Consider the following 19,710-nt stretch of genomic DNA (forward strand, 5'->3'; position numbering starts at 1 on the left):
CGGGTGATCGGGGACCCGGTGATTATCCTCCGGCGCAGTGGCGGGCGAGGTACCCGGCCGTCCTGGCGAAGCACCGCTCGACCCCGTCCTCGGTGAGCCTCGCCCACAGGTGGTTCTCGCCGGGCATGGGCGCGTGGTCGAGGGGGACCCACGCGGCCCGCAGGGCTTCCGCGAGCCGCTCGCCCTGGGCGCAGGGCACCCGCTCGTCCCGGGTGCCGTGCGGGACCAGGAACGGCGGTGCCTGCGGGGTCACCCGCAGGGCGGGGCCGGCGTCACGGGCCTGGCCTGGGGCGTCGGCGGGGGCCGCGCCGGGCAGCCGGGCCTCGAAGGTGGCGGGGCCGTGCGGGTCGAAGCGGCCCGGTGGGTGGTCCTCGGCGAGGCGGCTGAGGTCGGTGGGCGCGTACCAGGTGACGCGTCCGTGTACGGTCACCGGCCCGGCGGGGTCGTGCGGCACGGTGAGCGCGGCGAGGTGGCCGTCGGCGGACTCGCCCCGGAGGACCACCCGCCGGGTCGGTGCCGAGGTCGCCGGCCCGGTCGCGCAGCCGGACCGGCAGCGCGCGCAGGTCGTCGAGCTGGGCCGGGTGGCGGGCTTCGCTGAGCCGGTAGTCGGCGCAGACCACGGCCGGCCCGGACAGCGCCGGCCGGGCGAACGGTCCGGGCCGCCAGTGCCGGAACCGTGGCTCCGGTCGTCGCGGAGTCCGGTGCGCCAGGCGCCACCGTGCACGAAGACGGCGACCGGCACCGGTCCCCCTGCCGGCTCGGGCAGCCACAGGTCGGTCTCCAGGGGCCGGGCTCCGTCGGGCACGGCCTGGACGGCACCGCGCAGCAGCCGTACGCCGGGGCGGGACGGGCGACGGCAGCGGCAGGTGACCGGGGTCCGGCGGTGCGAGCAGGTCCCGGGGGAAGGCCGGGCCGCGGCCGGGATTCACGGGTACGTCGTCTTCGGGGATGGGTCTTCAGGGGCGGGGGGCTGTCAGAGGGGGCATGGTCCGTCCTCGGGCGGGACGGGCATCCGTCAGCGGGGCGGGGGCATGGGCCCGACAGCAAGCCGAGCAGACCGAACAGCGCGACGGCGGTGGCGCCGGCGATCCGACCCGCGGCGGTGCGTGCAGCGCGCCGACCGGGGCGCCTGCCGACAGCGCCTCGACGTACGGCACGGGTGTCAGCTCCCGGTGCGCCACTGGTGGCCGGGCAGGAAGCGGACGTCGTACTGTCCGGGCACGGTCGCGAACCTGTCCGGGTCGGGGACGAACGGCCGGGCCGGCAGGCCGAGTTCGTCCGCCGGTGTGCCGAGGGTCTCGAAGAACCGCTCGAACGTGCCGCCGGGTCCGGCGGCGACGCCGACGATCTGTGAGTGATGGCGTTCCATGCGGTAGGCGTGGGGGCAGTTCTTCGGGACGAAGCCGAAGTCCCCGGGCGTGAGCAGCTTCTCGTGCTGCTCCCCCGCCAGGTCCTCCACGAAGAGCCGCACGGCGCCCTGGGTGATGAAGAAGACCTCGTAGGTGTCCGCGTGGGAGTGGGCGGGGATCAGATCCCCCTTCGGGCCCTCGCAGGTGAAGAAGTTGAAGGTGTTCTCGGTCTGCTCGCCGCCCGCGTAGATGGTGACGAGGTCGCCGAAGAGGTGCGCGCGGTCGCCCAGACCCTTCTCGACGAAGTAGGGCTTGCCCGGCTCCGGCGGGATGAAGGAGCGGGGACGGTGGCGGGTGGCGTACTCGATGGTCATGCGGGGGCCTCCGTTCCGACGCGGCAATGTCAGGTTACCTGACACTAAGGTCGTGACCAACGGCGCGCCCCGCCGGCCCTCCTCACCGGCGCGTCCGCGTGAAGCACACCTCCTCCGCGCCGGCAGCCCCAGCAGCGGCACCCGGCCCACCCGCCGGCCGGGATCGACCACCGGCCCGGAGTCGCGGACAGGTCCAGCAGCGGTTCGGCCGGCGGCACGACCATGCGCCACCCCCGGCAGCGCTCCGAGGAGTGCCCGAAAGGCAGGTAGCCGGGAGTGGCGTCGGGGTCCAGGCGGTCCCGGCGTCGCGGGCGGAAGGCGTCGGGGTCGTCCCACAGGGTGGGGTCCCGGTGGGACGGCTGCGGCAGCAGCAGGACATCGTCCCGCTCGCCGATGCCGCCGTCGACGGCCGGGCACTCGGGTGAGGCGTTGCGCAGGACGTTCGGTGATCGGCGCTCCGGTTTGCCGCGCCGGCAGGGCGGGTGGCAGCCGGCCCGGCTGCAGGGCCCCCTGCGCTGGTGCCGGGCGGCGGTGACCGCCCGAAGGCCGGACGGCCGGTGACCGGGCGGACAGCCGTCACACTCGGCATCAGGGAACGGCCGCGCGACATCGGCCGGAACGCACCGCCGTGATCATCGCCGCCGGGCGGGGTCGCGGCATTGCGCCGCGGTGCACGGAGGGACCGCGGGCGGTCCGGCCCCGGGAGCGGCTCCGCCCCCGGGCGGGACGTGGCTCAGCCCACGGTGGGGCGGCGGGCGTAGACCTCGATCTCGATCTTCATACGGGGGTCGGCGAGGCCGCACTCCATCATGGTGGCGGCCGGCCGGACCTCGCCGAAACAGCGGCGCAGCACCGGCCAGCAGGGCTCGAAGTCCGCGCGGTCGGGCAGCATGTAGCGCACCCGCACCACATCGGCGAAGCCGCACCCCGCCTCGGCCAGGGCGGTCCCGATGTTCCACAGGCACTGCTCGGCCTGCTCCACCACGTCGTCGGAGATGGTCATGGCGGCGTAGTCGAACCCGGTGGTCCCGGAGACATGCACCCACTCCCCGTCGACCACGGCGCGGGCGTAACCGATCTGGTCCTCGAAGGGGGAGCCGCTGAGTATGGCGCGTCGTTCCGTCATACGTCGAACGGTAGAGGCCGGCGCGCGCGGAAGTCGACGCGCAGCCCCCTCACCCCTCCGCCCGCACCGGGTGACGGCCCATGATCGAGACCCGGTTGAACGCGCTGATCGTGACGGCCACCCCGGACAACCGCCGATATCCGGTCGTCGGCGAACTCGTCCCGCGTCACCGCGACCGCAGCGCGGCCCGAACATGTATGAAGTCGCAGGCAGCAGGCGCAGCCGTTGAGCTGCGGAACACGGAGGTTGACGAGTCCCACCAGGGATGCTCCGAGGGCACCGGCCGAAACGGGAACGGCCAACCCGGACTCCCCCGGGTCGTTTAATTGAATGCGAAGGCATCGCGGCACGTCCGGCGTCGTCAGGCGTCTCGCCCGGCCCCGACACCGCGGTCCGCCCCCATGCGAAGCCCGACGACCCCGCGGGCGCCCGGCCGGAGCGTGGACGGGCGACTCGGTGACACCCTGCATAGCATCCAGGTATGACAGACATTCCGGACGAACTGCTCAGGCTGGAACGTTCCGCCGAAGCGGAGCGCGCCAGGCTGGCCGGCCTGTGCGGTGACGAGTACGACGCCCAGTGGCAGGCCTGGCGGCGGGCGTCCGAGGCGTTCCAGGCAGCGGTGACCGAACAGTCGGCGCGCGAGGGGGTGTCGCGGCACGATGTGGAGCAGGCCGTGAAGATGGCGGTCCGACGTACGGAGGAGGATCCGGCGCAGTGACCGGGGACCACGGTGCGGACGTCACCGCGGGCCGTCCGGCGGTGTTCCGGGGGCGGGCGCCTCGGTGGCGCCGACGAGGTGGCGGAGCCAGCGGTGGGCCGGGGTGTCCGACCACGAGCAGGTTCAGGTCGGCCTTCCTGAATTCGGTTTCGTAGATGTCGATCATCACGGACATCGGCTTGCTCGATGACCGACCGCGTTCCTAGCCTCGGTGCCATGACCTCGCCGAGCCCCGCCGTCGCGTCCTCCGCGTCCCCCGCGTCCGCGGTGTCCCCCTCCACCGTCGCGGCCCCCGCGGCCCGTCGTACCGTGACCGCCGCCGTCGTCCAGGCGTCGGCCCCGCTGTTCGACACGCCGGCCGCCCTGGTCCGCGCCGAGGAACTCGTCCGGGAGGCCGTCGTCGGCCGGGGCGCCGAGGTCGTCGTCCTTCCCGAGGCGTTCCTCGGCGGCTACCCCAAGGGCCTGGACTTCGGCATCAGCGTCGGCAGTCGCACCCCGGCCGGCCGCGAACTGTTCCGCCGCTACCACGCCGCCGCCATCGACGTCCCCGGCCCCGAGGTCGACACCCTGGCCGCCGTCACGCGGGAACTCGGCTGCCACGCCGTCGTCGGCGCCGTCGAGCGGCAGGGCGGGACCCTCTACTGCGTGGCGCTCTTCTTCGGCCCCGACGGTTACCTGGGTCTGCACCGCAAGCTCGTGCCGACCGCCGCGGAACGCTACCTGTGGGGCCAGGGCGACGGCTCCACCCTCCCGGTCGTCGACACCGGCACCGCCCGCCTCGGTGCCGGCATCTGCTGGGAGAACTACATGCCGTTGTTCCGTACGGCGATGTACGCCAAGGGCGTCGACCTGTGGTGCGCCCCGACGGTGGACGACCGCGACTCCTGGCAGGCCACCATGCGGCACATCGCCCTGGAGGGCCGCTGCTTCGTCCTCAGCGCCGGCCAGTACCTGCGCCGCGACGCGCTGCCCTCCGACGTCCACCCCGTCCAGGGCGACGCGCCCGACACCGTCCTGATCGGCGGCGGCTCGGTCATCGTCTCCCCGCTCGGCGAGGTGCTCGCCGGTCCGCTGCGCGACGGTGAGGGCATCCTGACCGCCGAACTCGACCTGGACGACCTCGCCCGCGCCCGGTTCGACTTCGACGCCACCGGCCACTACGCGCGCCCCGACGTCTTCACCCTGCACGTCGACGAATCGGCCCGCACCCCCGTGCGCGCCGGCTGACCGGCACGGGCAGGGATCAGGAGGCGTCCGGTGCGCGGGTCAGGAGGAGAGGACGACCCGGCGGCCGCTGTCGCCCGTGTCGACGCACTCCTGGTAGGGGTTCGGGTCGCCCTGACGCTCCTGGCAGGTCCACGTGCCGCTGTCGACACGGAGCGTGACGGGTGCGCGTTCCGTACCGGACCGGGCCTTGGCGTAGGCGCTCGCCACCTGCAGGGCGGTGGCGCAGGAGTCCGCCGGTTCGGCCCAGACCGCCAGCCCGGTGGCCTTGTCCGGTCCGCAGTACGTGGCCGAGGACCGGGCGGTGCCGGGGCCGGCGACGGTCCGGACCGGGCCTGCGACGGCCTGGACCGGGGCCCAGAGGCACAGCGCCACGGCCCCTGCCAGAGCTGCGGCAGTGCCCCTTCCGATCGAGCGCATCGAGCGCGTCGGGGTCGTCAGGGTCGTCGACGGCTTGGGGTGTCTGGGGCTCATCGGGTGTGCCGGGCGCGTCGAGTGCCTTGGGCGCATGGCGTGTGCCTCTCTCGTGGCGATGACGGGTGGTGCGTCGGGTCTGCGCATCCGCTCCTCCGGTGGGTGACGGGCCGGGTGTGCCCTGTACCCAGCGTGGCCCCGCCGCCGGCGGCTCGCTCCGTGGCACGCCCAAGTGGGGTCAGCGGTTGACGAAGGCGAGGCTGTTCGCGTCGTACCGGCTGCCGGCGATCCGCTCCGGTGGGGCGGCGGCCTCGATCGCGGCGAGGTCCTGCTCGGTCAGCTCCACGGCCAGTGCCCCGAGGTTCTCCTCCAGGTACCGCTGCCGGCGGGTGCCGGGGATCGGCACCACGTCGTCGCCCCGGTGCTGCACCCAGGCCAGGGCGAGCTGGCCGGCGGTGACGGACTTGGCGGCGGCCAGCTCGTTCAGCTTCGCCACGATCGCCAGGTTCCGCTCCAGGTTACCGTCGGCGAACCTCGGCTGGCTGCGCCGCACGTCGGTCTCCGCCATCGCGTCGAGCGATTCATAACGGCCCGTCAGGAACCCGCGCCCGAGCGGGGAGAACGGAACCAGGCCGATGCCCAGCTCACGGCAGACCGGAACGATCTCCGCCTCCAGGTCCCGGGTCCACAACGACCACTCGCTCTGCAGCGCTGAGATCGGGTGCACCGCGTGCGCCCGCCGGATGGTCTGCGCGCCGGCCTCGGACAGCCCCAGGTGACGCACCTTGCCGGCGTGCACCAGCTCGGCCATGGCACCCACGGTCTCCTCGATCGGTACCCGCGGGTCGACCCGGTGCTGGTAGTAGAGGTCGATGTGGTCGACTCCGAGCCGGCGCAGCGAGGCGTCGCAGGCCTGCCGGACGTAGGCGGCGTCGCCCCGGATCAGGGTGGGCTCGCCCAGACGGTTGGCGAAGCCGAACTTCGTGGCCAGCACCACCTCCTCGCGCCGCCCGGCGACGGCCCGGCCGATCAGTTCCTCGTTGTGTCCCGAGCCGTAGAAGTCGGCGGTGTCGAGGAGGGTCACGCCCAGGTCGAGGGCACGGTTCAGCGTGGCGATCGACTGCGCGTCGTCCGCGGCGCCGTAGCCGTGGCTCATGCCCATGCAGCCGAGTCCCTGGGCGGACACCGCAAGTTCGCCGAGATACCGGGTGGGGACGTTGGTCATGTCGCTGCCTCCTGAGCTGGTCGAACCGTTTCCCGGGACGCTAGGTGTTGGAGCGCGCTCCATGTCAAACCGACGGCGGGTGGGCGGACGGCACATGGCGGGCGTGGCGGTGGGCGGGCGGCACCGGGCGAGCGTGGCGGAGGCCGGGGGGACGTGGCGGAAGCCGGGGGACGTGGCGGAAGCCGGGCGGACGTGGCGGTCCGGAGCGCCTCGCCGGCCTTGCCCTCGGTGCCGAGGTCGACGATCACGGTGAAGACCGTCAGGCCGATGGCGTTGCCGAGGTTCAGGGCGGTGGAGGCGACGCCGTTGGCCACCCCCTGTTCCTGCGGGGCGGTGCCGGTGGAGGCGGCGATTCACATCGCGGTGCAGACGATGCCCTGGCCGACGCCGGAGACGACCAGGCCGGGCACCAGCAGGCCGTAGCCCGCGTCGGCGTCGAAGCCGAGGGCGAGGACGACCGTGCCGAGCACGCCGATGACGAAGCCTGTGACGTGAGGACAGGGCGTACAGGGACACGGCGAGGAAGAACATCCCGCGGCGGCCCAGCAGATCGGCCGCACGCCCGCCGAACAGCAGGAAGCCGCCGGCGAAGACGACGTAGGCGCTGACCACCAGTTGCCGGGTCTGCCCGGGGAAGCCCAGGCTTGCGTACACCTACTGTTCGGCAGTCCACGTACAGTTGAGCCGTCGGTATGAATGTCGCGGTACGTTGGGACCATGAGCCGTCACCCCGACCGCGACCGGATCCGGATCGAGAGCGTGCTGTCCGCGCTGGGCAGTCCCGTACGGCTCGCCGTCATCCGCATCCTGGACGCGGGCGGGGAACACAACTGCGGCAGCGTGCTGCAACTCCTCGGCATCACCGCCAAGTCGACGATGACGCACCACTGGCGCGTGCTGCGCGAGAGCGGCGTCATCTGGCAGCACCCCTCCGGCAGGGAGAACCTGTTGTCCCTGCGGCGTGAGGATCTCGACGCGCGCTACCCCGGACTGCTGGACGCCGTCCTCGCGGGGGCCGCCGCCGACGAGGCCCTGGAGGTCGCCCCGGGCGCCGCGATCAGGTGACCGGCCCGTACGGGGCCTGCTCCGGACGTGTGAGGGGGAGACAGCCGCGTTCGCACGGAGGGCATATCGGGGTTGTCATCCCTCGTACGAGAGGAAGGGTCCCGATGAGAAGGTTCGCCATCCCCGCGCTGGTCGCCCTCGCGGTGCTCGCCCCGGGCGGAACGGCCGCCGCCCGGGGCGCAGCCGACCAGCCGGGCGGGAAGGGAACAATCCCGCGGGCCGAGGACTACACGTGGGCCGACGGCAGGCACGTCGTGATCCCACCGGGCGGGACCGGCAGTTCCGAAGCCATCTGTCCACCCGGGCAGGTGCCCACGGGCGGCGGCTACAACGCCTTCGACGGGGGCGTCATCGACCTCATGGTGCGCACGAACTCGCCCACCACGGACGGATGGCACGCGGTGGCCCGTAACACCAGCGCCACGAACACCATCGAGTTCTGGGCCGTGGCCGTCTGCGCCCCCGGCACCCAGACCCAGGCCCCCCGCCCCGCACCGCTCGCCCCGTAGGCGTGAGCCGCATCAGCGCGGCGGCGAAGGCCGTACGCGTTCGACCGGGGCAGCTCCCGGCGGCGGCCAAGCGTGCGCCGTGCGGATGTCGCAGAGCGGCAGGCGGAAGGGACGGGCGGGCGGACAGGCGGACAGGCGGCCAGGGACAGCGACAGCGACAGCGACAGCGACAGGCGATCGTCAGTGGTCCGTGGGCAGGACCTGGACGGTGTCTCCGACCGCGCGTTCGCCGGCGGCGTCGGACGGGTGGTTGACGAGCGTGCCGTCGACGGCCATCGCGGTGGACCCGCCGCCGTCGAGGTTCATCGCCTGGACGGCACCGAGCGACTTCATGAACACGGCGGCCTCGTGGAGGGTGAAGCCCTCGCTGCCGTTCTTCAGCCGTCCGTCCACCGTCGCGAGGATCAGCCGGCCCCGCTTGTCGACACCGGCCAGGGTGCGCGGCTGACGGACGTCGGCCCAGGCGTACCCGAAGGAGGTGTACTCGGGGTCGACCACGCCTTCGGCGGCGGCGTCGATGTCGACGCGGCCGTCCTCGACCAGCGTCGGGGCCGCGCTGACGAGGGAGTCCCCGGCGCCGAGCACGACACGCCGGCCCTCCGTCGTGCGGACGTCCTCACTGACTCTGATACGGCCGTACGGCTCGGCGTGCGCCGTCAGCCAGTCGGCCGCCCGGCCGATGCCCTGCAGCACGTACCCGCCCCCGGGGACGCGACCGCCGCGCGCGCCGACGGACACGACCCGGCCGGCCGCGTTCAGCACGACCTGCACTCCCGGACCGGTCGGCAGACCGGTCCCGAAGGCGTCGGTGAACCGGACCATGTCGTCGGCCAGCCGGCAGGTCACGTCCTGCCAGGGCAGTTCGCTGGGCGTGCTGCCGGGACGGCCGCAGTCCCGGACCGTGCCGGGCACCCGGTTGACGCCCTGGACGCCGTATGCGGCCTTGCCCGCCCGGGCGGTGACGGTGCTGCTCAGGTCGGCGATCCGGACGCGGTGGCCACCGTCCTCGATGAGCAGGGCGGAGCGGGAGCCGACCGCCATCGACTCCAACTCCCCCTGGTAGGCGCCGATCCCGGACATGGTGCCGGGCACGCCGTCGCCCGCTGACAGCACGAAGAAGCCGCCGTTGACGCCGACCAGCGAGTTCAGCTTCCGCGCGACCGCGGAGGTGGTCTCCCGCTGCGCCACGTTGCCGTCGTGGGTGGCCTCGATCCGTCCGCCGAAGGTCCTGGGGTCGATCACCGCCACATGGACGTTCTCCTGGTCGGCCGGTTCCTGGACGTCGTATCCGGTCCAGGAGACGGTGGGGTGGAACCCGGCCGCGGTGACCGACGACGCGGTGGTCCTCGCCTCCTGCTGGGTGGCGAAACGGCCCACACGCACCCGGTGTCCCATCGACCCGCGCGGTGTGTCGGCGTAGTCCGGCCACTGCACGCTCTCCACGCGGGGCGTGAGGCCCGCCCGGGTCAACGCGCGTGCGGTGTCCTCGGCCCAGGCGCGGGGGGCTACCTCGGCCCAGGTGACGGGCGCGTCCGGATCGTTCGTGGTCCACCGGGTGTCGGCCGGGGCCTGCACGGTGACCGTCCATGCGTGCTCGACGCCGGGGTGCCGGAGGACACCGGTACGGACCGTGACGCCGGGGGCGAGGGTCCGCGTCGTCCAGCGCTCGGTCGCCGTCGTCCGCTGCCCGGTCGCCTTCGACCTTGCCACGGTCGCAGCCGACCGCCCCACGGTCGCCGCCGTTCGCTGACCCGCCACCGCGGTGTGGGCGGGGCGCGCCTGCGCCGGGCCGGGCAGCAGCGCCGGAGCCGTCAGGGCGAGCACGAGGGTCGTCGCGAGTCTCGTACGGACGCGAGCGGACCGCCGTTCGGCGGAGCGGACGAGGGGACGACGCATGTTTCACGCACCTCACGCATGGTCGGGGGCGGCCGGCCCGGCCCACCCCGCGGCGGCCCGGAACGCACACCTTGGCACTGGTGGGCCACTCCACCCTGCGTAGGTGACGCCCACCGCTGCGCGAACATACGTAATCCCGACAGCCATGTGAACTCGGCAGAGCCTCGCCCGCGACTATCGTCCAAGGAGCGTCCTCCACCCAAGGGACGCCCCCGGTCCTGCAGGGCCGCGTCCCACCCGGGGGTTCACGCTTTCATAGGGCGAGCGTGAGCCCGGCCCCGAGGCCGGCCAGGGCGAGGGCCACGGCGGCCGCTCCCCAGCCGCCCCTCCCCCACGGGAAGAAGCGGTCGACGGCCAGGCGGCCCGGGCCGACGGCGGCGACCGCCAGGGCCGCGGCCGCGATGCACAGGTTGTACTCCACGCCGCCGTTCGCGTCCCACAGGCCGTGGGCGGCGGTGACCGTGGCCATCGCGTTGATCATGACGCCGATCAGGGCGGCGGCGGCCAGCGGGGTCAGCAGCCCGAGGGCCAGTCCGAGGCCACCGAGCAGCTCGGACAGGCCTCCGATCAGGGCGAAGAGCCTTCCCGGGCGGAAGCCCAGGGACGCGAAGGCCTTGCCGGTCGCCGTCAGGCCGTCGCCTCCGAAGAGGCCGAAGACCTTCTGAGCCCCGTGCGCGGCCATGATCAGACCGACGGTCAGCCGGAGGACCAGCAGACCGCAGTCGGCGGCGGTCAGGCGGGGCTCGGCGGCGGGCTGTGCCGCCGGTGGCGCCGGGCGCGCGGAACGGTTCGGAATGCGCTTCGTCATCATGGTCTTGCTCCGGTCGGAACGCCGGACGGGCGTGTCCCCCAGCTCGGACGGGTACCGAGCGACCGGTGACGGGCGGCCCCGCGGCGTCGTGGGCGCCCTCCCTTCCGATCCTTCCGCCGCGGGCGGTGTCCTGCATCCGGGCGGCGGAACACCCGGCGTGCACGCCGGACGCACGGCCATCCCGCCGTTGCGCGGGCCTCCGCGCCCCGCCGTGTCCCAGGCCGCCGAAGGAGCCTCCCGTTCCCTCGTCCGGGCCCGGCTTCACCGCAGGAGGCAGCGGCCTTGATCGCCGACGGAGACGCCCTCGACGGGGACGGCACCCCCGCGGCCGACGCCTACCGGGGCCGCGACATGCGGCTGACCGGGGCGCTCGTCTTCCCGGCGACGCCGGAACGGCTCGCCGGCGGACCCCGGCCGGTCGGCCCTGGACGTCGGGTGCGGCACCGGCGCGGTCGCGGCGCTGCTCGCGGGGACCGGCGCGTGGACGGTCCGGGGGTCGCCCCCCTCCGCGGACGTGCTGGACATCGCCCGGGCCGACCGGCCGCACTCCCGCGTCTCCACCGCCTCTTCGACGGCCGGGAACTCGACCGGCTCGCCGCCGGCGTCGATGCCGCCGTGTGCTGCCTGGTGTACTGCACGGCCCCGGACGACGACCGGCCGGCCGGCCTCATCGCCGAGATCCGCCGGGTCCCGCGCCCCGGCGCCCCGTACGTCCTGGCGGACCTCGGCCCGGCGGCGACCGGCGTGGCCTTCTCCACTCCGCGCCACGGCGAGCCGGACACCGTGTACGACGGCGGCGACACCGTGGCCACGCGACTGCGGCTGTGCGACGGCTCCGCGATGACCGGCACCACCTACACCGCTCCCTCGACCGGCACCGGTCCCTGCCCAACGGGGCCGGCGTCCCCTCCCCCGACGTGGACCTGCCCGCCCTTCCGGCCGACGGCTCCGGTTCCGAGGCCCCGGCGGAGACGAGGACCGCGCCGTACATGATCCTCACGACGCACGCCTGACCCGACGGACCGCGCGCGGTCGGCGGTGGGCGCGGCGCCGGAGGCGGGGGCAGCGCAAACGGCGGAAGCGGCGTGAACGGGGGGCGGCATCACGGGAGGAGGCGTGAACGGCGAGTGCCGCCGTGGCGGCGCGGCCTGCGCCGGCCGGCCGCCCGTACGCGACGGCAGAACGGGGGGCGGCCATCGGCCGTCGCGTACTACGGCCGTCCCTGCCAGGCGTGACGGAGGCCCGGTGGCACCCCGGGGACACCCGGCGCGGCACCGTACCGCCCGGCGGTCAGCCCTGGGCGCACTCCCGCGCCTGCACATCGTCCTCCGCCGTCGGCAGCGGCTTGTGCCCCTCCGTCCACGGATTCACCCATCCGCAATTCCCGCAGGCGTAGCGGCCGTTGACCCCGGCGATCTCCGAGTAGCACTGCACGCACTGGGTCCGCGTGATTTCCTGGCCTTCGAGGAACGCCGCGGCGGCAGCCGCCTTCTCCGAGTCCGCCACCCGCCGCGCGCGCTTTCGTGTCCCGCTCACGACGCCGACCCTATCCCCGATACCCACGCGCCACCGGTGCCCGAGACGAAACGGCACTTCACCGGGCATGCGCCACGGTGACACATTTTGTCCATGGTAGGTTCACAGAAAACTCGAAGCCGTCCCGGGGCCGCCCGGTAATGGGGAGCGCACGTACATGCCCGGTGCCACTGTCTCGGTCGTCATAGCCGCGTACAACGCGATGCCCTACCTGACCCGGTGCATCACGTCCGTCGCCGAGCAGAGTATCGGCCGTGACCGCATCGAGGTCATCGTCGTCGACGACGGTTCGACGGACGGCACGGCCGCCGAGCTGGAGCGTCTCCAGGGCGTCTACCCCACCATGCTGCGCGTCTTCCGGCAGGAGAACTCGGGCGGCCCGTCGGCTCCGCGCAACGCGGGACTCGACCACGCCACCGGCACGTTCGTGTTCTTCCTGGACGCCGACGACAGCCTCGGCCCCGAGGCGCTGGAACGCATGGTGGCGATGGCCGAGGAGAACGGCACCGACATCGTGCTCGGCAAGATGGTCGGGGTCGGCGGCCGTGGTGCGCCGACGTCGATGTTCCAGCGCAACCAGCCGCGCACGGACGTGTTCTCGTCCCGGGTGTACTGGACGCTCAACCCGATGAAGCTGTTCCGCCGGGAGCTGCTGGAGCGGCACCGGCTGCGCTTCCCCACCGACCTCGCCATCGGCGAGGACCAGTTGTTCGTCGGCGCGGCCTATCTGCACGCCTCAGGCATCTCCGTGGTCGCCGACTACGACTGCCTGTACTGGGTGCAGCGCGAGGACGAGGGCAACATCACGCGCCGGCTCAAGGGTTCCGAGCGGCGACTGCGGTTCCTGCCCCGCATGGTCGAGCTGATCCTGGAGAACGTGCCGCCGGGTCCGGGCCGCGACCACCTGGCGCACCGGCATCTGACCGTGGAGGTCCAGCAGTTGCTGGCGTACCACCTGGTCCACGAGCCCCGCGAGAGCCAGTACGAGACGCTGGACCGGCTGGCCGAGATCATCGACCCGTTGTGGCACGACGGGATGAACGAGCGGCTCTCGGCCATGGCCCGGCTGCGGCTGTACCTCGTACGCCACCGCATGCTGGACGAGCTGCTGGAACTCATCGCGTTCGAGAAGCAGTTGGGCCGGACAAAGGTCGCCACGCCCGTCCTCGTGGACGGCGGCCGGGCGCTCGCCCGCTACCCGTTCCTGCGCGACCCCGGGCGTGCGATCCCCGACGACTGCTACGACGTCACCGCCCAGCTCGGCATCCGCCACCACGTCAGCCGTGCGGAGATGACGGGCGGTGTGCTCCGCCTGGCCGGGCACGGGTACCTGCACCGGGTGGAGACCCGGGACGTCGCCACCGAACTGGTCCTGCGGGAGCGTGACAGCGGGACCGAGTACCGGCTGCCGGTCACGCACACCGCGACCCCGGGACTGGGAGCGGGCCAGGACGAGGGCCGGTACGTGTACGACCTCGCCGGGTTCGAGGCGACCGTCGACCTCGCGACCGCCGCCGACGGCAAGCCGCTCGCCGACGGGCTGTGGGACATCTCCCTGGCCGTCGGCGCCCAGGGGCTCACCAAGGAGGTGCGGATCGGCAGCAAGCGCGCCGACGGCGTCTCCGGTGACGCCGAGACGCGGATCGTGGCCACCGACGAGGGCCTGCGCGCCGTCACCCTGTACACCACCAAGCCGTACGGCAACTTCACGCTCGACGTCGGCGAGAACAAGCACGGGGTGCTGCGGCTTCTGCACGTCGACAAGGACATCCGCTGGGCCGACGGCGCCCCCGCGGCGCTGCTCGTCAGCGGCCGGTTCGACGCTGCCGAGCACCCGGAGGGCACCCTCGTACTCGCCCTGGAGGACGGCGCGGGCGGCACCGTCTCCTTCCCGGTCCGCCCCGCCTCCCCCGGCGGCGCCTTCCGCGTCGCCGTGCCGGTCGGCGCCCTTCCGGCCGGCGTCTGGACCGGGGAGCTGCGGCTCGGCCCGTGGACCCTGCCCCTGCCCGCGCTTCCGGCGGACCTGGCCCCCGCCAAGTGGCGGCGCCTGGCACTGCCCTGGTACGCCCGCCCCCTCCCCGGTTCCGACGACCGCTTCGCCCTCAAGGTCGCGAAGACCGACCTGGTCAAGGCGCTCGCCCAGCGTCTCAGGTAGACGTCGGTCGGTCGCCCTGGTCCCCGGCCGTGGTGGGGCGCGGACAGGTCAGGTCCCGGACCGGCAGGCGGCCGGTCGCGAGGTAGGTGTTGACGGCGGTGTCGACGCACGTGCTGCCGTACACGCCGTAGACCGCGTGCTGGTCGGCTCCGCGCAGGGTGACCAGGCGGGAGCCGGGCCAGTTCCGGCGCACCGTCCGCGCGCCCTGGTAGACGGTGCGGGGGTCACCGGTGGCGTTGACGAGCAGGGCCGGCAGGTCGTCGCGGATCGTCGTGGGGCGTTCGCGCGGCGGGTCCCAGAAGGCGCACGCGTTGATGTCGTTCGTGACAGGGGCGAAGAGCGGATCCGCCGTTCCGGCGCGCCGCAGGTCCCGCCAGTACGTCTCCGGGTCGCGGGGCGCGGCCACGTCCCCGCACAGGATGGCCGTCTGCGCGCTGCCGTAGGCGGATTCCCGGCCGGTCAGCACGAAGTCCAGCAACGAGGCGAGCCACGGGGACGGGGTGACCGCACGGCCCGCGGCGGCGCGCCGCAACTCCCGCACGCCCTGGGCGAAGTCGCCGTAGGCCGTGGGGTTGTCCTGGGAGAGTCCGTTGAACACGATGACGGGCAGGACGTGGTCGTCCACCCGGTGGCCGCCCAGGCGCAGGGGTGTGCGGGCGGCGGCCGCGCGGACCGCGTCGACCGTTTGCAGCACGGCGCCGCGGGTGCGTCCCAGCCGGTACGTCGCGTCGTGCGCGGCGGCCCAGTCGGCCCAGCCGCGCAGGGCGTGCCGGTTGGCCTCCTCGGAGCCGCGCAGCAGCCGGGGGTTGTAGCGGGCGGGGTCGGCCACGCCGTCCAGGACGAACCGGCCGGTGTGCCGGGGGAACATCGTCGCGTAGACCTGGCCGAGGTAGGTGCCGTAGGAGTAGCCGAGGTAGGCGATCCGTCGCTCGCCCAGCGCCGCGCGGATCACGTCCATGTCGCGGGCGGTGTTCCGGGTGCCGGCGTACGGCAGCAGGTCGCCGGCGTGGGTGCGGCAGCGCTCGGCGAGGTCCGCGGAGAAGGCGGTCATGCGGTCGAAGCCGGCCCGGCCGGTGCCGGCGCCGCGGGTCATGGTGCCGGTGGGCCAGTGGCAGTCCAGCGGGGTGCTGCGGCCGACGAAGCGGGGGTCCACGCCGACCACGTCGTAGCGCGCGCCGACGTCCTTCATGGCCTTGCGCACCCACGGCGGATCGCCGATCGTCTGTCCGCCGGGGCCGCCGCTGTTGAGCAGCAGCGCGCCGGCCCGGTGGGCGGTGTCGGTGGCCCGGATCCGGGATATGGCGACGGTGAGGGTACGGCCGTCGGGGCGGGCGTAGTCCAACGGGACGGTGGCGTCGGCGCATTGGGCGCCGGCCTGCTGGAGTTCCCTGCCGGTGGTGTCGTCGGGACCGAGCAGGCAGCTCTTCCAGCGGAGGTGCTGGTGATGGTAGCGGGAGAGGGGGTCGGCGGCCGGCCGGGCCGTGGCCGGGGAGGCGGGGGCGGCGCCCAGGGCCAGGGCGCCCGCGAGGGACAGGGCGACGGCTGCCGCGGCCCGGGGGGTGGGGCGGCGCGGCAGGGCGGGCCGGCGCGAGGAGGTGGCCTGGGTCATGCCGGGGTCCTTTCGGTGGGCGGGGCCTCGCAGAGGGCTGTGTCGACGACGTCGAGGAAGTCCCGTTCGGCCCGGAGGGTGGTGGGCACCTCGGTCAGGGCGACCGCGGCGGTGCGGCCGTCGGGCCCGGTGGCGACCAGCGCGCGGTGGCCGCCGGGCACGGTCCCGGCGTGGCCCCACCAGCGGCCGCCGCAGGACAGCGGTGAGGAGATCAGGCCGAGCCCGTAGCGGGCGCCGGGCCAGAGCCGGTCGGGGTCGGCGGCCACCGTGCGCCGCATCTCGGCGCGTTGGGGTGCGGGCAGCAGCCGGCCGGTGGACAGCGCGCAGGCCAGCCGGGTCAGGTCGGCGGGCGTGGACACCAAGGCGCCGCCGACACCGCCGAAGGTGGTGTTCCAGGCGGTGCCGTCCGTCCGGCGGCCGTCCTCCGCGGTGAAGTAGCTGTGCGAGTGCGGGCCCCGGATACGGGTCTCGTCGCCCGGCCAGTACGTGTCGTGCAGCCCCAGCGGTGCGATGATGCGGCGGGTGATCTCGGTCTCCGGGCTGCGGCCGGTGACCGCGCCCACGATCAGCCCGGCGACGAGGTAGTTCGTGGTGGCGTAGTGCCAGGGGTGCTCCGGACGCGGCAGCCGCAGGGCGCGGGCGATGAGCCGGCGCGGCTCGAAGTGGCGGTACCGCACGCTGTCGGGGTGCTCCCATTCGGGGGCTTCGAGGTAGTCGGGCAGACCGCTGGTGTGCTGGAGGAGCTGCCGTACGGTGATCCGGCGGCCGTCGTGACCGCCCGCGCGGATCAGTCCCGGCAGGTAGCGCTCGACGGGCGCGTCCAGGGAGAGCCGTCGCTCGGCGGCGAGCTGGAGGACGACCGTCGCGGTGAACGTCTTGGTGACGCTGCCGACGCGCAGCCGGTCGGTGCTGTTCATGGGGCGGCCGGTGCGCAGATCGGCCACGCCGTCGCTCACCGTCCGGCGGGCGCGGGGGGCGTCCGGGCCGGCGTCGGTGACCAGGACGGCGGCGCCGGCGATCCGGTTCCTCGTCACCAGGCGGTGCACGGACCGGCTCAGCGCCGTGCCGGGACCGCACGGGCGCGGAGCGGCCGGAGGCGGCTGCGCGGCGGTGGCGGTCGGGGCGTCGGTCAGCAGGCAGGCCAGGGCCACGGCCGTGAGGCCGGTACGTCGGCGGAACGCGGAAGTGGGTAAGGGGCTCAACGGGTTTGCCATGTGACAGAACGCTAGGCACCGCCGGGATCGCGCTCACTCCGGCAGGCAGGCGGACCGGTGCGGGGGTCAGCCCCAGCGCGCGACCGGAGGCGAGCCCCCGTGTCCGCCCTGCCGCCCGTCGCGCGGTCAGACAGCAGTACCAAGGGTGAACCTCGGGCGCTCCAGCCGTTCCCGGATCAAGGAACTGCCACTCTGGGAGGGTCGAAGGGTTCGGCTCGGTGCCGCTGGGGGGCAGGCGTGACGGTTGGGGAGGGCACCCGCGGTTCCGTCCGTGGGGTGCCGCAGCACGTGGCGTGCGTGATGGACGGGAACGGCCGCTGGGCGGCACGGCGGTCGTTGCCGCGTACGTCGGGTCACCGTGCCGCGGAGACGACGGTGATCGACGTCATCGAGGCGGCACGGACGGCCGGCGTGGAGTGGCTGAGCCTGTACGCGTTCTCCACCGAGAACTGGCAGCGACCGAGCACCGAGGTCGACTTCCTGATGCGGCTGGTCCGCCGAGTGGTGCGCAAGCACGCCGCGTTGCTGCACGCGCGCGGGATCCGCTGCCGGTTCCTCGGCGTGGCGGATCCGCGTATTCCCCCGGCGCTGGCCCAGGACTTCGCCGATCTGATGACGCTGACCGGCGAGAACCGGGGCATGACGCTGACCGTCGCGTTCGACCACGGCGGGCGCCGGGACATCGTGGCGGCGGCCCGCTCCCTGATCCGCAGCGGGGTGCCGGCCGAGGCCGTGGACGAGCGGAGTTTCGCCGCTCATCTGCCGTTTCCCGACACACCCGACGTTGACCTCGTCATCCGCACCTCCGGGGAACAGCGCATCTCCAACTTCATGCTCTGGCAGGTCGCCTACGCGGAGTGGATGTTCCCGCCGGTGCTCTGGCCGGACTTCCGCGCGACGCACTTCCTGGAGTGCCTGCACACCTATCAGCAGCGCGACCGCCGCTTCGGCGGCGTCACGCCGTACACGAACGGAGAACGACACCCGTGACGGACACGGCCCGCAACGAGCCCGACGGCACAGGCGACACCGCCGACATCGGTGACACCTCCGGCGCCGAGGGTGATCGGCTCTTCGGCCCGGGCAGCCGGTTCGAGGCGTTCTTCAACGATCCGCGCTGGGCGCTGGCCGTCGTCCGGGCGACGGTGCTGGAGGCCGCGCACCCGCAGGTCGGCGCGGCCCTGATGGACAACTCGACGTTCGTCGTCCACCCGTGGCGGCGGCTGCGCAACACGGTCGTGAGCCTGCAGCGGATGTTCGGGGCCGACGACGGGGTGCGGCGCAAGGAGGCGGCGCGGCTGAACCGGCTGCACGCGCGGATCAGGGGCACGGACGCGCACGAGAGGTCCTACGACGCGATGGATCCCGTGGTGCGGGCCTGGGTGGTGGCGACGCTCTTCGAGAGCAGCGTCACGATGTGCCGTCTCAGCGGACAGCCGCTGGAGCAGTCGGACATCGAGCGGCTGTACGCCGAATTCCGGGCGTACCTGGCCGCGTTGGAAGGGGACGCCCGTCATCTGCCCGCCACAGTGCACGAGTTCTGGCCGTACTACGACCGGGTGGTGGAGGAGGAGCTGGAGAACACGGAGGCGATGCGCGTCATCCTGTACCGGCTCTTCGACCATCTGCCCGCGCCACCGCTGCTGCAGGGTCTGCCCACCCTGTGGGCGGCAGGCCGGGCCGTCGCCGGGCCCCTGGCCGGCGTGGTCACCGTGGCGTCCCTTCCGGAGGCGTTCCGCCGCCGGGCGGGGCTGCCGGAGCTGCCCGGCGCCCAGACCCTGATGCAGGGCGCGTATCTCGGTGTCGGCCTCGCACGGTTCCTGCCGAGCGGCTGGCTGCGCGCCGAGGCCCTCGCCGACCTGCTCACCGTCTCCCCCGACAGCGACGACCCCCGGGCCCGGACGATCGGCGCGCTGCGGGACCGGATGAAGCGGGCCGGGGCCCTGGTACGGCTGATCACTCCCCTTCCGCCGGAGCCGGACCCTGATGCGGGAGGCACCGCGCGGCGCGGCGCGGAGGAGTTCTTCGCGGCGGTGCTGGACCAGACCGGGGACGGGTACCTGGACTGGCCCGACCTCGCCGCCATGGCCCGGGAGATCGCGGGCCGCCTCGATCTGGACGAGCCGGAGGAGACGCGGCTCTACGACGCCTTCGCCGGCTGGTGGCGGGAGCTGCAGGCGGCCCTCGACACCGACGGCGACGGCCGTGTCAGCGGCCCGGAGTACGCGGCGGCCGTGCCGTCGCTCGCCGGTCCCGCCTTGATCCGGGTGGCGGGGGTGCTCTTCGACGTGACGGACGCCAACGGCGACCAGCGCATCGACGCGGACGAGTACCGGGCCCTGTTCCGCAGGGGCTTCCGGCGGGACAGGGCCGACGCGGACGACACGTACGAGCGGGGCGCGTTCGTGCGGGACTTCCTGGCCTTCATGGCGGGCCGGAAACGCTCGTCCCCCTACGACCCGCTGCTCGCCGACGCCTGACC

18 protein-coding genes and 1 pseudogene are annotated in these 19,710 nt (G+C 73.8%); 8 read left to right on the plus strand and 11 right to left on the minus strand.

Annotated features, from left to right (window positions below):
- Positions 1-22: 22 nt before the first annotated feature.
- The 4 genes and pseudogenes from ACZ7N4_RS06775 to ACZ7N4_RS06790 all read right to left on the minus strand — a co-directional run bounded on the left by ACZ7N4_RS06775 (position 23) and on the right by ACZ7N4_RS06790 (position 2,849).
- On the minus strand, positions 23-805 hold the full coding sequence (locus ACZ7N4_RS06775) for a prolyl oligopeptidase family serine peptidase (protein WP_471354556.1): 783 nt from the start codon (positions 803-805) through the stop codon (positions 23-25).
- A gap of 357 nt (positions 806-1,162) precedes the next feature.
- The gene (locus ACZ7N4_RS06780) at positions 1,163-1,723 is read right to left on the minus strand and encodes a quercetin 2,3-dioxygenase (protein WP_471354559.1); all 561 of its coding nucleotides are present in this window, start codon (positions 1,721-1,723) and stop codon (positions 1,163-1,165) included.
- 123 nt (positions 1,724-1,846) lie between these two features.
- Positions 1,847-2,166: pseudogene (locus tag ACZ7N4_RS06785) on the minus strand (cytochrome P450); the annotation flags it as partial.
- 290 nt (positions 2,167-2,456) lie between these two features.
- Positions 2,457-2,849: a RidA family protein gene (locus tag ACZ7N4_RS06790; RefSeq protein WP_467922164.1), complete on the minus strand. Its 393-nt coding sequence runs from the start codon at positions 2,847-2,849 to the stop codon at positions 2,457-2,459.
- Between the two features lie 481 nt (positions 2,850-3,330).
- Here ACZ7N4_RS06790 and ACZ7N4_RS06795 point away from each other — a divergent pair, with 481 nt between their 5' ends.
- Together ACZ7N4_RS06795 and ACZ7N4_RS06800 are read left to right on the plus strand one after the other, a co-directional pair.
- Entirely contained in the window at positions 3,331-3,570 is a 240-nt protein-coding gene (locus tag ACZ7N4_RS06795; RefSeq protein WP_471354561.1) for a hypothetical protein, read from the plus strand.
- A 216-nt stretch (positions 3,571-3,786) separates the two neighbouring features.
- Positions 3,787-4,797 (plus strand): nitrilase-related carbon-nitrogen hydrolase, encoded by a 1,011-nt coding sequence (locus ACZ7N4_RS06800; protein ID WP_471354563.1) that lies wholly within the window; start codon positions 3,787-3,789, stop codon positions 4,795-4,797.
- A gap of 39 nt (positions 4,798-4,836) precedes the next feature.
- Here the strand turns inward: ACZ7N4_RS06800 and ACZ7N4_RS06805 are convergent, their stop codons facing one another.
- Both ACZ7N4_RS06805 and ACZ7N4_RS06810 read right to left on the minus strand, forming a co-directional pair.
- The gene (locus ACZ7N4_RS06805; RefSeq protein WP_471354565.1) at positions 4,837-5,169 is read right to left on the minus strand and encodes a hypothetical protein; all 333 of its coding nucleotides are present in this window, start codon (positions 5,167-5,169) and stop codon (positions 4,837-4,839) included.
- Between the two features lie 277 nt (positions 5,170-5,446).
- Complete coding sequence (locus tag ACZ7N4_RS06810; RefSeq protein ID WP_471354567.1) at positions 5,447-6,433, minus strand: aldo/keto reductase; 987 nt, start codon at positions 6,431-6,433, stop codon at positions 5,447-5,449.
- A 717-nt stretch (positions 6,434-7,150) separates the two neighbouring features.
- Between ACZ7N4_RS06810 and ACZ7N4_RS06815 the strand changes: the two genes are divergently transcribed.
- Both ACZ7N4_RS06815 and ACZ7N4_RS06820 read left to right on the plus strand, forming a co-directional pair.
- Positions 7,151-7,498, plus strand: a complete 348-nt coding sequence (locus ACZ7N4_RS06815) for an ArsR/SmtB family transcription factor (protein ID WP_471354569.1) — start codon at positions 7,151-7,153, stop codon at positions 7,496-7,498.
- A 104-nt stretch (positions 7,499-7,602) separates the two neighbouring features.
- A complete protein-coding gene (locus ACZ7N4_RS06820) occupies positions 7,603-8,007 on the plus strand; it encodes a hypothetical protein (protein ID WP_471354571.1) in 405 nt (134 codons plus the stop codon).
- 180 nt (positions 8,008-8,187) lie between these two features.
- On the opposite strand, the gene ACZ7N4_RS06825 is transcribed toward ACZ7N4_RS06820, so the two are convergent.
- Together ACZ7N4_RS06825 and ACZ7N4_RS06830 are read right to left on the minus strand one after the other, a co-directional pair.
- Positions 8,188-9,903: a phosphodiester glycosidase family protein gene (locus ACZ7N4_RS06825; RefSeq protein WP_471354573.1), complete on the minus strand. Its 1,716-nt coding sequence runs from the start codon at positions 9,901-9,903 to the stop codon at positions 8,188-8,190.
- Positions 9,904-10,156: 253 nt separating this feature from the next.
- On the minus strand, positions 10,157-10,714 hold the full coding sequence (locus ACZ7N4_RS06830; RefSeq protein ID WP_471354575.1) for a DoxX family protein: 558 nt from the start codon (positions 10,712-10,714) through the stop codon (positions 10,157-10,159).
- 282 nt (positions 10,715-10,996) lie between these two features.
- Between ACZ7N4_RS06830 and ACZ7N4_RS06835 the strand changes: the two genes are divergently transcribed.
- Entirely contained in the window at positions 10,997-11,707 is a 711-nt protein-coding gene (locus ACZ7N4_RS06835) for a class I SAM-dependent methyltransferase (protein WP_471354577.1), read from the plus strand.
- 297 nt (positions 11,708-12,004) lie between these two features.
- Here ACZ7N4_RS06835 and ACZ7N4_RS06840 read toward each other — a convergent pair whose 3' ends face one another.
- Positions 12,005-12,250: a hypothetical protein gene (locus tag ACZ7N4_RS06840; protein WP_471354579.1), complete on the minus strand. Its 246-nt coding sequence runs from the start codon at positions 12,248-12,250 to the stop codon at positions 12,005-12,007.
- Between the two features lie 157 nt (positions 12,251-12,407).
- On the opposite strand from ACZ7N4_RS06840, the gene ACZ7N4_RS06845 reads away from it, so the two are divergent.
- The gene (locus tag ACZ7N4_RS06845) at positions 12,408-14,405 is read left to right on the plus strand and encodes a glycosyltransferase (RefSeq protein WP_471354581.1); all 1,998 of its coding nucleotides are present in this window, start codon (positions 12,408-12,410) and stop codon (positions 14,403-14,405) included.
- Here ACZ7N4_RS06845 and ACZ7N4_RS06850 read toward each other — a convergent pair.
- The gene (locus ACZ7N4_RS06850; protein WP_471354583.1) at positions 14,398-16,014 is read right to left on the minus strand and encodes an alpha/beta hydrolase; all 1,617 of its coding nucleotides are present in this window, start codon (positions 16,012-16,014) and stop codon (positions 14,398-14,400) included. The genes ACZ7N4_RS06845 and ACZ7N4_RS06850 overlap by 8 nt on opposite strands.
- Positions 16,011-17,228, minus strand: a complete 1,218-nt coding sequence (locus ACZ7N4_RS06855) for a serine hydrolase domain-containing protein (protein WP_471354585.1) — start codon at positions 17,226-17,228, stop codon at positions 16,011-16,013. Before ACZ7N4_RS06855 ends, ACZ7N4_RS06850 begins: the two co-directional genes overlap by 4 nt.
- 237 nt (positions 17,229-17,465) lie before the next feature.
- On the opposite strand from ACZ7N4_RS06855, the gene uppS reads away from it, so the two are divergent.
- Together uppS and ACZ7N4_RS06865 are read left to right on the plus strand one after the other, a co-directional pair.
- The gene (gene uppS / locus ACZ7N4_RS06860; RefSeq protein ID WP_471354587.1) at positions 17,466-18,218 is read left to right on the plus strand and encodes a polyprenyl diphosphate synthase; all 753 of its coding nucleotides are present in this window, start codon (positions 17,466-17,468) and stop codon (positions 18,216-18,218) included.
- On the plus strand, positions 18,215-19,708 hold the full coding sequence (locus ACZ7N4_RS06865; protein ID WP_471354589.1) for an oxygenase MpaB family protein: 1,494 nt from the start codon (positions 18,215-18,217) through the stop codon (positions 19,706-19,708). Before uppS ends, ACZ7N4_RS06865 begins: the two co-directional genes overlap by 4 nt.
- Positions 19,709-19,710 lie beyond the last annotated feature (2 nt).

The organism is Streptomyces sp. NPDC107654 (assembly GCF_055639035.1).

Bases quoted from the DNA above. Each gene is read 5' to 3' on its own strand.
- ACZ7N4_RS06825 (WP_471354573.1), bottom strand. From the start codon at position 9,903: ATGCGTCGTCCCCTCGTCCGCTCCGCCGAACGGCGGTCCGCTCGCGTC.
- ACZ7N4_RS06780 (WP_471354559.1), bottom strand. From the start codon at position 1,723: ATGACCATCGAGTACGCCACCCGCCACCGTCCCCGCTCCTTCATCCCG.
- ACZ7N4_RS06845 (WP_471354581.1), top strand. From the start codon at position 12,408: ATGCCCGGTGCCACTGTCTCGGTCGTCATAGCCGCGTACAACGCGATG.
- ACZ7N4_RS06800 (WP_471354563.1), top strand. From the start codon at position 3,787: ATGACCTCGCCGAGCCCCGCCGTCGCGTCCTCCGCGTCCCCCGCGTCC.
- ACZ7N4_RS06820 (WP_471354571.1), top strand. From the start codon at position 7,603: ATGAGAAGGTTCGCCATCCCCGCGCTGGTCGCCCTCGCGGTGCTCGCC.
- ACZ7N4_RS06855 (WP_471354585.1), bottom strand. From the start codon at position 17,228: ATGGCAAACCCGTTGAGCCCCTTACCCACTTCCGCGTTCCGCCGACGT.
- ACZ7N4_RS06790 (WP_467922164.1), bottom strand. From the start codon at position 2,849: ATGACGGAACGACGCGCCATACTCAGCGGCTCCCCCTTCGAGGACCAG.
- ACZ7N4_RS06830 (WP_471354575.1), bottom strand. From the start codon at position 10,714: ATGATGACGAAGCGCATTCCGAACCGTTCCGCGCGCCCGGCGCCACCG.
- ACZ7N4_RS06810 (WP_471354567.1), bottom strand. From the start codon at position 6,433: ATGACCAACGTCCCCACCCGGTATCTCGGCGAACTTGCGGTGTCCGCC.
- ACZ7N4_RS06850 (WP_471354583.1), bottom strand. From the start codon at position 16,014: ATGACCCAGGCCACCTCCTCGCGCCGGCCCGCCCTGCCGCGCCGCCCC.
- ACZ7N4_RS06795 (WP_471354561.1), top strand. From the start codon at position 3,331: ATGACAGACATTCCGGACGAACTGCTCAGGCTGGAACGTTCCGCCGAA.
- ACZ7N4_RS06815 (WP_471354569.1), top strand. From the start codon at position 7,151: ATGAGCCGTCACCCCGACCGCGACCGGATCCGGATCGAGAGCGTGCTG.